General features: G+C 72.2%; 10 protein-coding genes, 1 tRNA gene and 1 pseudogene. 5 read left to right on the top strand and 7 right to left on the bottom strand.

All coding sequences use genetic code 11. The annotated features are described in order from the left end of the window. Window positions 1-292: 292 nt before the first annotated feature. Window positions 293-1,765, bottom strand: a complete 1,473-nt coding sequence (locus AAFN69_RS30500; RefSeq protein WP_347732111.1) for an MFS transporter — start codon at window positions 1,763-1,765, stop codon at window positions 293-295. Window positions 1,766-1,938: 173 nt separating this feature from the next. On the opposite strand from AAFN69_RS30500, the gene AAFN69_RS30495 reads away from it, so the two are divergent. Beyond that, window positions 1,939-2,013 (top strand) — tRNA-Cys (locus tag AAFN69_RS30495). Window positions 2,014-2,107: 94 nt separating this feature from the next. Here the strand turns inward: AAFN69_RS30495 and AAFN69_RS30490 are convergent. Then, window positions 2,108-2,674, bottom strand: a complete 567-nt coding sequence (locus tag AAFN69_RS30490) for an AAA family ATPase (protein WP_347732110.1) — start codon at window positions 2,672-2,674, stop codon at window positions 2,108-2,110. Window positions 2,675-2,956: 282 nt separating this feature from the next. Beyond that, a complete protein-coding gene (locus AAFN69_RS30485; protein ID WP_347732109.1) occupies window positions 2,957-3,610 on the bottom strand; it encodes a flavin reductase family protein in 654 nt (217 codons plus the stop codon). Window positions 3,611-3,678: 68 nt separating this feature from the next. On the opposite strand from AAFN69_RS30485, the pseudogene AAFN69_RS30480 reads away from it, so the two are divergent. Continuing rightward, window positions 3,679-4,400: pseudogene (locus AAFN69_RS30480) on the top strand (helix-turn-helix domain-containing protein). Window positions 4,401-4,759: 359 nt separating this feature from the next. Here AAFN69_RS30480 and AAFN69_RS30475 read toward each other — a convergent pair. Next, the gene (locus tag AAFN69_RS30475) at window positions 4,760-5,260 is read right to left on the bottom strand and encodes an ATP-binding protein (RefSeq protein WP_347732108.1); all 501 of its coding nucleotides are present in this window, start codon (window positions 5,258-5,260) and stop codon (window positions 4,760-4,762) included. A 313-nt stretch (window positions 5,261-5,573) separates the two neighbouring features. On the opposite strand from AAFN69_RS30475, the gene AAFN69_RS30470 reads away from it, so the two are divergent. From AAFN69_RS30470 to AAFN69_RS30460, 3 genes are all read left to right on the top strand, one after another. Then, entirely contained in the window at window positions 5,574-6,437 is an 864-nt protein-coding gene (locus tag AAFN69_RS30470) for a helix-turn-helix transcriptional regulator (RefSeq protein ID WP_347732107.1), read from the top strand. 29 nt (window positions 6,438-6,466) lie between these two features. After that, complete coding sequence (locus AAFN69_RS30465; RefSeq protein ID WP_347732106.1) at window positions 6,467-6,658, top strand: DUF397 domain-containing protein; 192 nt, start codon at window positions 6,467-6,469, stop codon at window positions 6,656-6,658. 213 nt (window positions 6,659-6,871) lie between these two features. Continuing rightward, a complete protein-coding gene (locus AAFN69_RS30460; protein WP_347732105.1) occupies window positions 6,872-7,768 on the top strand; it encodes a helix-turn-helix domain-containing protein in 897 nt (298 codons plus the stop codon). Window positions 7,769-7,770: 2 nt separating this feature from the next. Here the strand turns inward: AAFN69_RS30460 and AAFN69_RS30455 are convergent, their stop codons facing one another. From AAFN69_RS30455 to AAFN69_RS30445, 3 genes are all read right to left on the bottom strand, one after another. Continuing rightward, window positions 7,771-10,089, bottom strand: a complete 2,319-nt coding sequence (locus AAFN69_RS30455) for a xanthine dehydrogenase family protein molybdopterin-binding subunit (RefSeq protein ID WP_347732104.1) — start codon at window positions 10,087-10,089, stop codon at window positions 7,771-7,773. Further along, on the bottom strand, window positions 10,086-11,798 hold the full coding sequence (locus tag AAFN69_RS30450) for a 2Fe-2S iron-sulfur cluster-binding protein (protein WP_347732174.1): 1,713 nt from the start codon (window positions 11,796-11,798) through the stop codon (window positions 10,086-10,088). The genes AAFN69_RS30455 and AAFN69_RS30450 overlap by 4 nt, the downstream gene beginning before the upstream one ends. An 86-nt stretch (window positions 11,799-11,884) precedes the next feature. Next, entirely contained in the window at window positions 11,885-12,781 is an 897-nt protein-coding gene (locus tag AAFN69_RS30445) for an FAD binding domain-containing protein (RefSeq protein WP_347732103.1), read from the bottom strand. Between the last annotated feature and the right edge of the window lie 58 nt (window positions 12,782-12,839).

Below are 12,839 nucleotides of genomic sequence, written 5' to 3'. Positions count from 1 at the left end.
GGTCTCGGCTTTCGCTCGGGTACGCCGGACTCTCGCCCGGGTACGACAACCGGGCCACCCTACCGGGGCGACGGCGCCGACCCGGGCCGGACGGAGCGACTCCGGGGCACGGTGAGACGGGCCTCACAACCCGCCGTCACGGTGGGGTGGAACGCCCCCTCCGGTCGGTGACACCGACCCGGGGAGGGCGGTCGCGGGTGGGCCCGGAACCAGGCTCCGGAGCCTGAACGGGCCCCGGATCCCGGCCGTCCCCGTACCCCGGCGGGTGCCGGGGCTCAGCGGCCGTCGGGGCTCAGCGGGCGTCGGGCACCCTCAGCCGGGTGACCACCCACGCGCCCACCAGCGCCACCACGGCCATCGGCAGGAAGAACGCCACGAAGGCGGCCGGATTGGACTCCCCGGCACCCATGACCCCGTGACCGGCGATCGAGCCGCCCCCCAGGGCCGCGAAGAGCGCGCCGCCCATGGTCAGCAGCATGGTGTTGGAGAGGCCGTCCGAGATCTGGAGGGCGGCGGAGTTGGCGCCCGCCTCCTCCGGCGCGGAGAGCTTCAGCAGCATCACACTGGTGGAGGCGATCACCATGCCCATCCCGAGGCAGCCGAGGCCCCACGCGACGCCGAGCGTCCACACCGGCACCGACTCGATCAGTACGGCGGGGGCGAAGGCGATCGCCCCGCCGGCCAGCAGCATCCCGAAGACCATCAGGCGCTCCCGATAGGGCTCCATGCGCGGCCGGGACTGGATGAACGAGCCGAGCGCCCAGGTCGCGCCGCCGACGGCGAGGGTGAGCCCGGCCATCGTCGGGGAGAGACCGCGCTGGGTGACCAGCATCAGCGGGATGAAGAACTCCGCGGCGATGAAGGAACCGGCGGCGAGCCCTCGCAGCAGGACGACGGACGGCAGCCCGCGCGCGGCCCGGTAGGTGCCCCTCGGCAGCAGTCCGAGCACGGCGGGCACCAGCAGCGCCGCGCCGGCCGCCGCCGGGAGGAGGGCGAGCCAGTTCCGGTCCTGGGCCGCGTACTGGAGCAGCACCGCACCGGCCGAGATGCCGAGCGCCAGCCGGATCCGGCGCGCGTCGAACGCCTGCCGGGGAGCGGACGGGTCGGCGGGCCCGGCGGCCATCCGCCGGATCGCGGGGAGCGCGAGGACGAGCGGGAAGACGACGAGGACGGGGATGCCGACGAAGACCCAGCGCCAGCCCAGGTGCTCGGTGACGGTACCGGCACCGAGCGGCCCCACCACCGAGGGAATCATCCAGCTCGCGGCGAAGGCGGCCAGGATCGAGGGCCGCAGCCGCTCCGGGTAGGCGCGCCCGATGACCACGTACAGCGCGACGATCACCATGCCGCCGCCGAGCCCCTGGACGGCCCGCCCCAGGATGAAGGTCCACATGTTGCCCGCGACACCGGAGAGCACCAGCCCGGCCCCGAAGGCGGCGATCCCGGAGGCGAGCGGCCGCAGCGGCCCGTCCCGGTCGGCCCACTGCCCGGCGAGGACCATCGCGAAGAGACTGGTGGTGAAGTACGCGGAGGAGGCGAAGGCGTACTGCGCGACGCCGTTCAGCTCACGGGCCGCCACGGGCATGGCCGTGTTGACGGCGGTCGCTTCGAAGGCGATCAGTACGACAACGGCGATGATCCCGATGCTGAGCGCTCGATATGTCCGCCCTAGGACTCCGCTCTGCGGGTTCTGATCAGCGAATTCGTCATGGGTCCGGGGTATCGGCGAGGTGACGTCGGTGTCACGGGGTTCGAGGGCGGTCATTGACCCAGAGTAAGGGGCGTAGTCAAGATTGAACCCTGTCTTTGGGCGGGGCCGGGGCTGGTCCCTTGGTCGTACGACTGTGAACGGCGTGTGGCGGTCGCGTTGCGGGATCCCGGGATTCCTTGATCGGGCGGAACCGGGCGCCCTACGGTCGATGCAGTAGCACAGCACACGGCCGTGTGCCCGAGTGGTTGAGGGACTCGCCTGCAAAGCGAGTTACGCCGGTTCGATTCCGGTCACGGCCTCCATGTACGCCGGCCCGCGCCCATCGTGCGCGGACCGGTCACCGCCTCCGCGCACGATGTGGGCGAGGCGGCCCCGGGAAGCCCGGGGTGAGCCGGATCACCCCGCCACCCGTGCCTCTCCCAGCCGGGACAGCACCGTGTCGACGGTCTCCGCCGGGGACTGCCCCGTGGTCTCCAGCCAGAGCCCTGTCCTCGGCGTCCCCTCCCGCAGAATCCGGTCCATGACCTCGGGCGTCCAGCCACCGGGCCCGTACCCCGTCTTCGGCCGCGCCGCCTCCCGCGCCTGAACCGTCGCGGGGGACGGGGCCAGCACGACGACATGGAATGGACGGGTCCGGACCATCGCGGCGTACGCGGCGAGGTCGGGCCCGATGACGATGTCCTGCACCACCGCCGTCCACCCCGCCTGCGCACAGGTGTCCGCCGCCTGCGCGGAGAGCCGGTGCCGCAGCCGGAGCTGTGCGAGGGCCTCGCGCTCGTCCTCGTCCCCCATCTCCACCCGCCCGGAGACGATCATCCGCCGGAAGCCGTCCCCCCGGATGTGCACGGCTCTGGGCAGGCGTTCGGCCAGGGCCTGGGCCACGGTGGATTTACCGGCCGCCATGATGCCGGTGATGAGGACGACGGAGGAGGCCGGCAGTCCGGCCGTCGGGAGCTCGGTCATACGGGGACGGTAGCCATGGCGGGCGGCCGCCCGCGAGGCGATTTTCCCTGGCGGGGCGGACGGGCCGGCGGGTGCACCGCATACGGCGGTGAGCTCGCGCGCGGCGGGCAGCGCTCCGAGCCGAACGGCTCGATACGGCGGGGGTGTTCCCGTGCCGGTGCCGATGCCGATGCCCAGGAGCGCCCCGGCGTGGTCCCCGCGTGTGCGGGGATGGCCCCGCATATGAACTGGTTCATGAAGTTCATCACTGCGGTCCCGTGCGCTTACCGGCTTCGAGGTCGGTCAGTGGCTCTGCCGGGGTGTCTGGGAGCGGAAGCTGCGGCCGAGTTCGGGGCCCAGCCCGAAGTAGTGACGGAAGTTGTAGATCAGTGGGCTCCACACGGCCGGGTCGATGTGCTGGGAGCCGGGGACGACGATGCGCGGATCGGCATGGACCTTGAGCACCTGGGCCTCGACGATGAGGAACGCTCCGGAGGCATCGGGTTGGACCCGGGCGGCGCGGGCCTCCAGCTGGACAGGACATTCGGCGGCCCTGGGGGGCCGAACCAGCTCGGAGGGTTCGGGTCGCAGGCCGGCAGCGGCGAACTTGTCCGGCTCGAAACGGAAGGTGCCGCGCTTGTCCGCGGGTATCGGGGTGCGTCCGGTCAGCGGCGCCAGCCGCTCCACCGCCGGCCACTGGGCGGGCGCGGGGAGGTTGACCACGAGATCGGGGCGGCTGCGGAGATTGTGCGCGGTCTGTCCCCCGGGCCCCAGACCGAGGACGATGACGTGGCCCAGTGCCCAGGCCGAGGACATCGGCGCCAGATTGAAGGAGCCGTTCTCGTTCTCCGTCGAGAGCAGTACGACCGGCGTCCCGAAGTACAGGATGCTCGGCTCGATGGCCGCATGGGCGGCCGACGTGTTGTCGGGTGTGGTGCTGGGTGTCGCGGTGTCCATGGGAGTCGACCGTAGGGTGAAGACTCTTCGGTCCCCGCCGAAGGATCGCTGGTGGATGATGGACGGCGATGAGAAACCATGACGCGAACCTGGAGGGCCCGGACCTGGCCGCTCTGGCCGGACTTCTGGCGGACGGCACCCGCGCGAGCTTCTGCCTGGCCTTCTGGACGGTCGGGCATGGACCGCGACCGAGTTGGCGCGCCATGCCGGGGTGGCCGCCTCGACGGCCACCGAGCACCTGAACCTCCTGGTCGGCGGAGGACTGCTCGCGCAGGAGCGTCAGGGCCGTCATCGCTACGTCCGTCTCGCCGATCCCGAGACGGCCCAGCTGATCGAGACCCTTGCCTCCATGGCGCCTCGACGCGGCGATCCGCCCCGCTCACTGCCCGCTGTCAACCGGAGCCGGGCGTTGGCCCGCGCCCGCACGTGCTATGACCACCTCGCGGGCGCCCTCGGGGTCGCGATCACCGAGGCGATGACCGACCGGGGGCTGCTGGACTGGGAGCAGGGGCTCACGCTCACCGGCAACGGGACCGACTGGCTGGCCGAACTCGGCATCGTGCTATCGGCCGCTACGCGGCGTCCGCCCGTCCGCTCGTGCCTGGACTGGACCGAACGCCGCCCTCACCTGGCCGGTGCCGTCGGTGCCTCCCTGTGCCGTCACGCCTTCGACTCCGGCTGGATCACCCGGATCGGCACCAGCCGCGCCGTCGCTCTCACCGAGACCGGTCGCCGCGCGCTCCGAGTCCACCTCGGCCTGTCCGGCGAGACGCACACGCCCATCAGATGAACACCGATCCCACCCGGTCAGACACTGTCGTCCCCGGCCCCGCGCCGCAGTCTGTGGTTCGTTGGTGACCCACGCTCCTGGACCCGCAGGTCACGAATGGTGGTCCCCGCGCCTGCGGGGGTGTGGGCATGTCACCCGGGCCGCCGGGACACAACACCGAGCAGGGCGCGGCGATGCGTCCACTCACGACAGCTCGGCACGGGCGGCAAACAGCCGGCAGAGGTCCGTGAATCGCCGCTCATCGCATATCGCGAGCCGGTCCATCAGCACACAGTCCGCGCCTGGCGCCACCGGGCGCCGGAGCCACTGCGCCATGAGCGTCAGCAGCAGAAGTAACAGAAGGCCGGTGTACGGGCGGTTCACCGGCCATCACCGGCGGACGTGGCGAGAACGCACCAGGTAAGGGTCCCGTCGCTGCTCACACCCCAGGTGTCGGAGAGCGCGTTGACGAGGAAGAGCCCACGCCCGCCTTCGTCCTCCGGGCCCGCGATCCGAGGGCACGGCCGGCCCGGACCACCTGCCCCGGTGACGACCTCGACGCACAGGTACGTCGCGGTCCGCGAGAGCCGGGTGGTGACCGTGGTCCCGTGACCGTGCTGGACGGCGTTCGTTACCAATTCGGAGACCAGCACGTCGACCGTCTCGGTCAGCTCCTCCACATCCCACCAGAGCAGTTGGGTACGCGCCAGCCGCCGCATCCGGCACGGCCACGACAGCTCCCGTTCCGTGAGCGGATCGCCCGGTGGGCGCGACCTGTGGAGGCTGGCGGCGAAGCCCTCCACGGTGTCCGGACATCCGGACACCAGGCGCCCGGAGTGGCAGATGGTGCCGGCGTGGGGTGCGGAGACAGCGATTGGCATAGCCCGGTCCTCCAGTGGGGGTTTTCGGACAAGCTGCGGCTGGACCCCATGGTCGCGAGGTCCGGATATGCGCATCGGTGTCCGGCTTGGCGCTGACTCAACTACTGTCTTGCACTGCGAACTTCACATGCAAGACGGCATGCAATTTTCGCGGAAACTGGCATATACAGCGAGGCGGACTCTCCCCTGTGCGAGGCGAACCACGGGTGGCACACTCAGGACTCGGCACTCGTCGGCACAGGCAGAGAGTCAGCTCCACAGGACTCGGGCGCGATTGAGCCCGACTTGGGGACGGATGGGGAGGACCCACACAGTGGCAGCACCCAAAGGGCCGACGAGCCGACGTGTATATCTCGGCAAGGTCTTCGAGAAGCTGCGTACGGATCAAGGACTGTCCATCGCCGAGGTGTCGGGGGTGCTCAACTTCTCCAAGGAGAAGATGTGGCGGTTCGAGAAGGGCCGCACCAGCCTGCCGAACACGGACGACCTCCGAGCGCTCATGGAGCATTACGGAGTGACCGACGAGGAAGACGTCGAAAGTCTGCTCAAGATCCACCGCGAGTCGCTGAGCCAGGGCTGGTGGGTCCCGTACAACCCTCATCTGCAGAAGGGCATGCGGGAGTACGTCGGCCTGGAGGCCGATGCCCGCGCCATCAGCGCCTGGCAGCCGAATCTGGTCTTCGGCCTCTTGCAGACCGAGAACTACACCCGGGCACTACTGGAGAGCGCAAAAGCGGTCGATGAGATCACGACCGAGTTCATAGACGCCAATGTCGATCTGCGCATGAGCCGGAAGCAGCTCCTGATCGAGGACGAGCCCCGCTCCATCTGGATCATCATGGCCGAGGGGGCTCTGCGCAGCACCATCGGCGGGCCGGAGGTCATGAGCGAACAGTACGAGGAGATCGGCCGGCTCGCCGCGCTCGATCACGTCACCGTGCAGATCGTCCCGTCTGCATCCGCTGGATATCGGGCCAGCCAGAATTTCATCATGCTCGATCTGGAAGAGCCGCTGTCGCGGATGGTGCAGGCGGATCACGTCAATGGCCAGGCATGGGTTACCGACAAGAAGCCCGATGTCGGCCGATTCTCGCGCAGGTTCGATGCACTGCGGGCAGCGGCGCTCGATCCCTCCGAGACGCCGAAAATACTGAAGTCTCTAGAACGGGAGTCCTAGCCATCACCACTCAGCCGAAGTCCACCGATGTGGCACCCGAGAGTGCTTGGTTCAAATCCTCCTACAGCGGGGCCGAGGGCAACGCCTGCGTCGAGATCGCGGACCTGACCCCCCGGGTGGGCATCCGCGACTCCAAGGACAAGCAGGGGCCCGCCCTGGCCATCCCCACCGGCGCCTGGCACGCCTTCCTCGCCTTCGCCGCCGATCCAGCAACCACCTGACCGGCGGCAGGCGAGCAGGCCGACATCCCCGACGCGGGGCGGTTCCGGTCTTCGCGGCCGGATAACCCGCGCGCCGACGGCCCGCCCGACTCCGATTGACAACTTCACACACTGTCAGGCTACGCTCACGCTCCGACAGTCGCACAAAAATGTGTGACCCCGGCGGTGCTACCAACACCCCGGGGTCCGACAGCGAAGAGACGAAGGTCTTCGATGCGTGTTCACCTTAGCGCGCGCACGCGCGCGTTCACGGTGCTGGGCAATGATGTGCTCCAGGACCGCAGGCTCAGTTTCACCGCCCGTGGGCTCCTCGCCTATCTGCTCTCCCTCCCCGACGGGGCACGCGAGGACGTGCGGACCCTCGCGGACCGGCATCCCGGCGTCGGGCGGCTCGGAATCGCGCGGGCGCTCGATGAGTTGATCGCGCTGGGGTATTACGTACGCCGGACCGTACGGGACCGGGACAGTGGACGGATCCGTACCGAGACCAGCGTCCGCGACCAACCCGACAACGCGGATGGCTTACCGCTTCCCGTACCGCCGGGAACCGGTGGCGCGACCGCCGGGCGGGCGGGAGCGTTCCCCAAGGGGAAAAAGAACCAGGGAAAAAAACCTCCCACCCCCTGCCCCGGCACCGGCGGAAAAACGGAGGCACCGGCCCGCGCCGTCGCGCTGCTCGCGCGGATCGGGGTCGTGGAGCCGAAGCTCGCTCTCGGGGCCGCCGAGGTCGTGGAGTTGGCGCCCCTCGCCGCGCCCTGGGTTGAGCGCGGGCTGTCCGATCTCCAGATGCGGAATCTGCTCACCGGCGGGCTGCCACCGGTCGTCCACTCCGCGAAGTCGCTGCTGGCCAACCGGCTCGTCCGCAAGCTCCCGCCGGTGCGTCCCGTACGCGACCCCGTCGCACCCGCCGCGCCGCCCGCCGAGTGCGGGCGGTGCCGGGAGCCACTGCCCCGCGGGGCGACGGCCTGTGGAAGGTGCGACACATCACCCGCCGCCGGAACCAACACACCGCCCGGCGTGCCGGATCCCGGCGGCGTGGCCCGCCATATGCGTACGCTGCGCACCGCACTCCGCCGCGACAGCCCCGCAGAAGCAGCCGCCCGGGGGTGAGCTCACGACCCCGAGGACGTCACCACGGCCGCCTGGGGGCGGATCGGGAGGCGGTTCACCGGGCGGCCGGTGGCCGCCCGCACCGCGCCCGCGACGGCGGCCGGGGAGGTGACCACCGGGACCGCGCTCGCCGCCTTCGCGCCGAAGGGAGCGATCACATCGCGTTCCTCGATCAGCTTGACGATCCGGATGTCCGGCGCGTCGAGGGCGGTCGGCAGGGCGTAACCGGTCAGGTCGGGGCGGCGGATCAGGCCGCGTGCCGTGCGGAGGTTCTCCGTCAGGGCGGTGCCGACGCCGAGGGTGACCCCGGCCTCGATCCGGCTGGCGAGCTGGGCCGGGTTGAGGACCCGGCCGACATCCTGGGCGACCGCCATCTCGACCACCCGGATGGAGCCCACCTCGATGTCGACATCGACCACGGCGCGCACCGCGCAGAAGGCCATGCCGACGAAGGCGTCGCCCTGGCCGAATTCGTCCAGTGGTTCGGTGGGGTGCGGGCGGCACTGCGCGGTGGCCCACAGCTCCTTGCCGTCCAGCGCCTCCATCACGGTGGTGGAGAGGACTCCGTCGTACGAGGTGATCTTGCCGTCGGTGATCTGGAGCAGCTCGGTCGACATGCCGAACTTGTGCGCGAGCGGCTGGAGCAGCTGGGTGCGGACCATCTTCGCCGCGCGCTCGACCGCGCCGCCGGAGACCCAGGTGTGGCGGCCGTGGGCGGACGGGCCGGCCGGGGGCTGGTCGGTGTCGATGGCGGCGACCTGGACGTCCTCGATGCCCAGGGTCTCCTGGACGATCTGGCGGGCCAGGGTGGCGAAGCCGGAACCGGGGTCGACGGCGGCGCAGATGACGGTGGCCATGCCGTCGTGGACCTTGACGGTGGCGGTGGAGACCTCGTCGGTGCCCTCCGCGCCCAGCATGTGGACCATGCCGAGGGCATAGCCGACGCCGCGCCGCACCGCGCCCGGTTCGCCCGCGCCCTCGGGGCCGCCGGGGAGGAGCCAGTCGTCCTCGGGCGAGTCCTTGGGGAGGGAGGGGAGCGGATAGTCGCGTACGGCTTCGAGGAGTTCGGCGACCGGGGCGGGGCAGGTCACGGTCTGGCCGGTGGGAAGAATGTCGCCGGTGGCGAGGGCATTGCGCAGCCGGATGTCGGTCGGGTCGAGACCGATCCGGGCGGCGAGCTTGTCCATCTGCGCCTCGTAGGCGGCGCACACCTGCATCGCGCCCTCGCCGCGCACATGGCCGGAGGGGGGGTTGTTGGTGCGGACCGCCCAGCCCTCGATGAAGGCGTGGGGGACGACATAGGGGCCGCAGGCGAAGGCGACGGCGGCGGCGAGGGATTCGGCGGAGGAGTCGGCGTACGCGCCCGCGTCCAGCAGCAACTGGGCCTCGACCTTGACCAGCCGGCCCTCGGCGTCCGCGTGGTGGCGGTAGCGCAGGAGGGTGGGGTGGCGGTGGGCGTGGCCGAGAAACGACTCCTCGCGGGTGGCGGTGAGCTTGACCGGGCAGCCGGTCTTCAGGGCCAGCAGACCGAGCGGGAGCTGGAAGCCGGGGTCCTCGCGGTCGCCGGTCGCGCCCGGGACTCCGGTGACGACGATTTTCACCCGGTCGGGCTCAAGGCCGAAGCAGGCGGCGGCGAGATCGCGGTCGGTGTGCGGGTCGGTGGAGGCGACATAGAGCTCGACGCCGCCGTCGGGGCGGGGCACGGCGAGGCCGGCCTCGGCGCCGATGGGGGCGGGGTCCTGGCGGCCGATGCGGTAGAGGCCCTCCACGACGACCTCTCCGGTGATGTCGGGGTCGCCGTACTGGAGCGGGATGTGGCGGATCAGATTGCCGTCGGGATGGAGCGGTTCGGCGACGAACGCCTGCTCGGGGTCGGTGACCGGCTCCAGGACCTCGTACTCGACGGTGATCGCGGCGGCGGCGAGCCGGGCGGTGTCGGGGTGGTCGGCGGCCACGGCGGCGATGGCCTCGCCGTGGTGGCGGACGATGTCGGAGGCGAAGACGGGCCGGTCGACGACGCGGCGGCCGTAGGCGGAGTCGCCGGGGATGTCCTGGTGGGTGACGACCGCGCGCACGCCGCGCATCTCCAGCGCGCCGGAGGTGTCGATGGCGGTGATCCGGGCGTGCGGGTGCGGGGAGCGCAGGATGGCGGCCCAGAGCAGCCCCTCGGCCCAGAGATCGGCGGCGTACGGGAAGGTGCCCTCGGTCTTGGCGCGGGTGTCGGCCGGGGGGAGCGAGGCTCCCAGGCCGTGGGCGGGCTGTTCCGGCCGGGGGGCGGGAGCCGGCCGGTGCGTCGCGGTGCCGGCCGCGTCGTTGGTCACGCCATGCCTCCGTCATGCGGGTGGGGCTGCACACTACCGGCGCCGGGGGGCGCCTGGTGCGGAATGCGGGCTTCCGTCGCACCTGTGACAGATGTGGCCTCTGCGGCCTCCGCGGCGGCGCCGGCCGCGGCCTCGCGTCCGGCGACCACGTCCCGCACGGCGTCCAGGACGCCTCGGTAGCCGGTGCAGCGGCAGAGGTTGCCGCAGAGCGCCTGGCGGGTCTCCAGCTCGGTGGGGTGGTGGTTGCCTTCGAGGAGGTCGTGCACGGTCATGGCCATGCCGGGGATGCAGAAGCCGCACTGGACGGCTCCGCAGGCGGCCAGGGCGCGCTGGACGTCGGAGGGTTCGCCGTCGGTGGCGAGCCCTTCGACGGTGCGGACCTCGGATCCGGCGGTGGTGGCGGCGGGGACCATGCAGGAGGCGACGAGCCGGCCGTCGACCTGGACATTGCAGGCGCCGCACTCGCCCTGGGAGCAGCCGTCCTTGGCGCCGGCCAGGCCGAGGCGCTCGCGCAGCACATAGAGCAGCGATTCGCCGATCCAGGCGTCGGCGACGGAGCAGTCGGTGCCGTTGACGCTCAGGACGTAGGAGGTGAGCGGGTGCTCGTCGGCGGGGGTGTGGAAGACCGGATCGAGGTCGGCTTCGCCGGCCTCGCCCTCGGGGTCCGTTTCGGCCTCGGCGTCGGCCTCGGGGCCGGTCGCGGCCTCGGGCTCGGGCTCGAACTCGGCCTCGGTGTCCGGGTCCGGTTCGGTGCCGGACTCGGCTTCCGGCTCCGGCTCGGCTTCCCGCTCCTGTGCCTGTTCCTGCTCCTGTTCCCGGACAGGGGTCTGCGGTACGGGGGCTTCCGCCGCCGGCCCGGGCGCCGGGGCCTCGGCCTCCGGGGCGGGCGGCTCCGCCACGGGTGCGTGCGGCGATTCCACGAACGCCTGCTCGACGGGTGCATGCTCCACCGGCACGTGGCCGGCCGGGGCGTCGTCCGCCGGCGCGTGATGGTCGGCGGGCGCGTGGTCCGCCGGGGCGTGCTCGGCGGGGGCCCAGGGAGCGGGCGCGCCGCCGGGCAGCGTGGCGGGCGGTTCGGTCGCCCAGGGGGCGGTGGCGCCGCCGGGCAGGGTCGCGGGGGCGGAGTTCCACTGGTCCCGGAGCATGGCGGTGGTGAATTCGCCGGTCTCGTCGGAGAGATCGCCCCGGGCGGCCGGGATCGTCCACTCGCCCGTGCCGTCGGCGGGCGGGCCCGCGCCCGGTCCGGGCTCGGCGCGCCCGGTGTCGTGGAAGACCCACTGCTCGGTGGCTTGGGGGTCGTCCGCGCCGCGGCCGCCGTGCCGGTGGTCCACGTCGTGGTGGTCGACGCCGAGGTGTTCCACACCGGAGTGGCCCGAGTGGGCGGGGCGTCCCGGCTGTCCGGTGCCCGCCTCGGGCCAGCTCTGCGCGGGCGGCTGCTGTTGCGACCGGCCGTGCTCCCGGGCGTGCTCCCGCACGGGCTCCGGGCCGTGTTCCTGCACATGCTCCTGCACGTGTTCCGTCACGTGGTCCTGGGCGTGCGGGATCCGCCACTCCCCCGGCACCTGCGGGTCGGCGGCGGGCGTCAGCGGCCGGATCATCGGCGGCACATAACCGTGCCCCGGTGCCTCCAGCGGCGCGCCGCCCAGGTCCTCCTCGGTGGGCAGCTGCACGAAGGCGGTGGCGTCGTGGTCGTACTCGCCGTGCGGCATCGGCTGCCAGCCGCCGTGCGGCGCGTGCTGCGCGCGTACGGGCGGACGGCCGCCGTGCGGTTGTTCGTGCGGGTTCTCTTCGGTGCTCACGACAGCGCCCTCCCCAGTGCACGTCGGGCCAGCGCGGCGACGGTGCGCCGCAGATGCAGTACGGCGGGCGGGTGGACCGGCTGTTCCTCGCCCTGGGGGGCGGGGGGCGGGTCCGGGATGCAGGCGGCGGCCACGTACTCGCCGAAGGCGGCCAGCGCCTCCGCCGCGAGGCCGCGTTCGCCGTCCCAGTCGATGAGCGAGGCGATCCAGCGCTCGGCGTCCAGCGGGCGCAGCGGCATCGGCGCGATGGCGCCGACCGCGCAGCGCACCCCGCGCCGCATCGGGTCGAGGACGACCGCGACGGAGGCGGTGGCGCGGCCGGGGCCGGTGCGGCCGGTCGCCTTGAGGAAGACCTGGGGGGCGTGGAGCAGCGGCACCCGGACATGGCCGATGAGTTCGGCCGGGGCGAGCATCTCGCGGCCGGCGAGCAGATGGGAGACCGGGATCTCGCGGCGGCTGCCGCCGGGCCCGGCGATGATCAGATCGGCTTCCAGCGCGGCGAGCACGGGCAGCGCGTCACCGGTCGGGGCGGCGGTGGCGATATTGCCGCCGAGGGTGCCCGCGTTGCGGATCTGCGGCGGTCCGGCGGCGCGCGCGGAGGCGGCGAGCGCGGGGATGAGCGCGGCGAAGTCGGGCCGGCCCATCCGGGCGTGGGTGAGGCCGGCGCCGAGGAGGGCGTGGCCGTCCTGGTAGCGCCAGCCGCGGATCTCACTGATACGGCCGAGGCCGACCAGCCCCGACGGGCGCAGCTGTCCCTTGTTGACGGCCGACATGAGGTCGGTGCCGCCGGCCACCGGCACGGCGGCGGGCATGTCGGTCAGGGCTGCCACGGCCTCGTCGAGCGAGGTCGGCAGCGTCACCGACCGCGATGTCTGCGGTGCGTGCGTGGTCACCCAGCTGCCCCTTCCCGGTGTCCGGCGATCCCGCCTGTGTTGCCGTACCGTACGTGCT

This window comes from Streptomyces sp. CAU 1734 (assembly GCF_039888735.1).
In the GTDB taxonomy this organism is placed as follows: domain Bacteria; phylum Actinomycetota; class Actinomycetes; order Streptomycetales; family Streptomycetaceae; genus Streptomyces.
Note: the sequence above shows the minus strand (reverse complement) of the source record. Positions and strands in the feature narration are given on the sequence as shown.

Coding starts and splice junctions, on each gene's coding strand:
- AAFN69_RS30500 (WP_347732111.1), bottom strand. CDS start 1,765: ATGACCGCCCTCGAACCCCGTGACACCGACGTCACCTCGCCGATACCC.
- AAFN69_RS30490 (WP_347732110.1), bottom strand. CDS start 2,674: ATGACCGAGCTCCCGACGGCCGGACTGCCGGCCTCCTCCGTCGTCCTC.
- AAFN69_RS30485 (WP_347732109.1), bottom strand. CDS start 3,610: ATGGACACCGCGACACCCAGCACCACACCCGACAACACGTCGGCCGCC.
- AAFN69_RS30475 (WP_347732108.1), bottom strand. CDS start 5,260: ATGCCAATCGCTGTCTCCGCACCCCACGCCGGCACCATCTGCCACTCC.
- AAFN69_RS30460 (WP_347732105.1), top strand. CDS start 6,872: ATGCGTGTTCACCTTAGCGCGCGCACGCGCGCGTTCACGGTGCTGGGC.
- AAFN69_RS30450 (WP_347732174.1), bottom strand. CDS start 11,798: ATGCCGCACGGCGAGTACGACCACGACGCCACCGCCTTCGTGCAGCTG.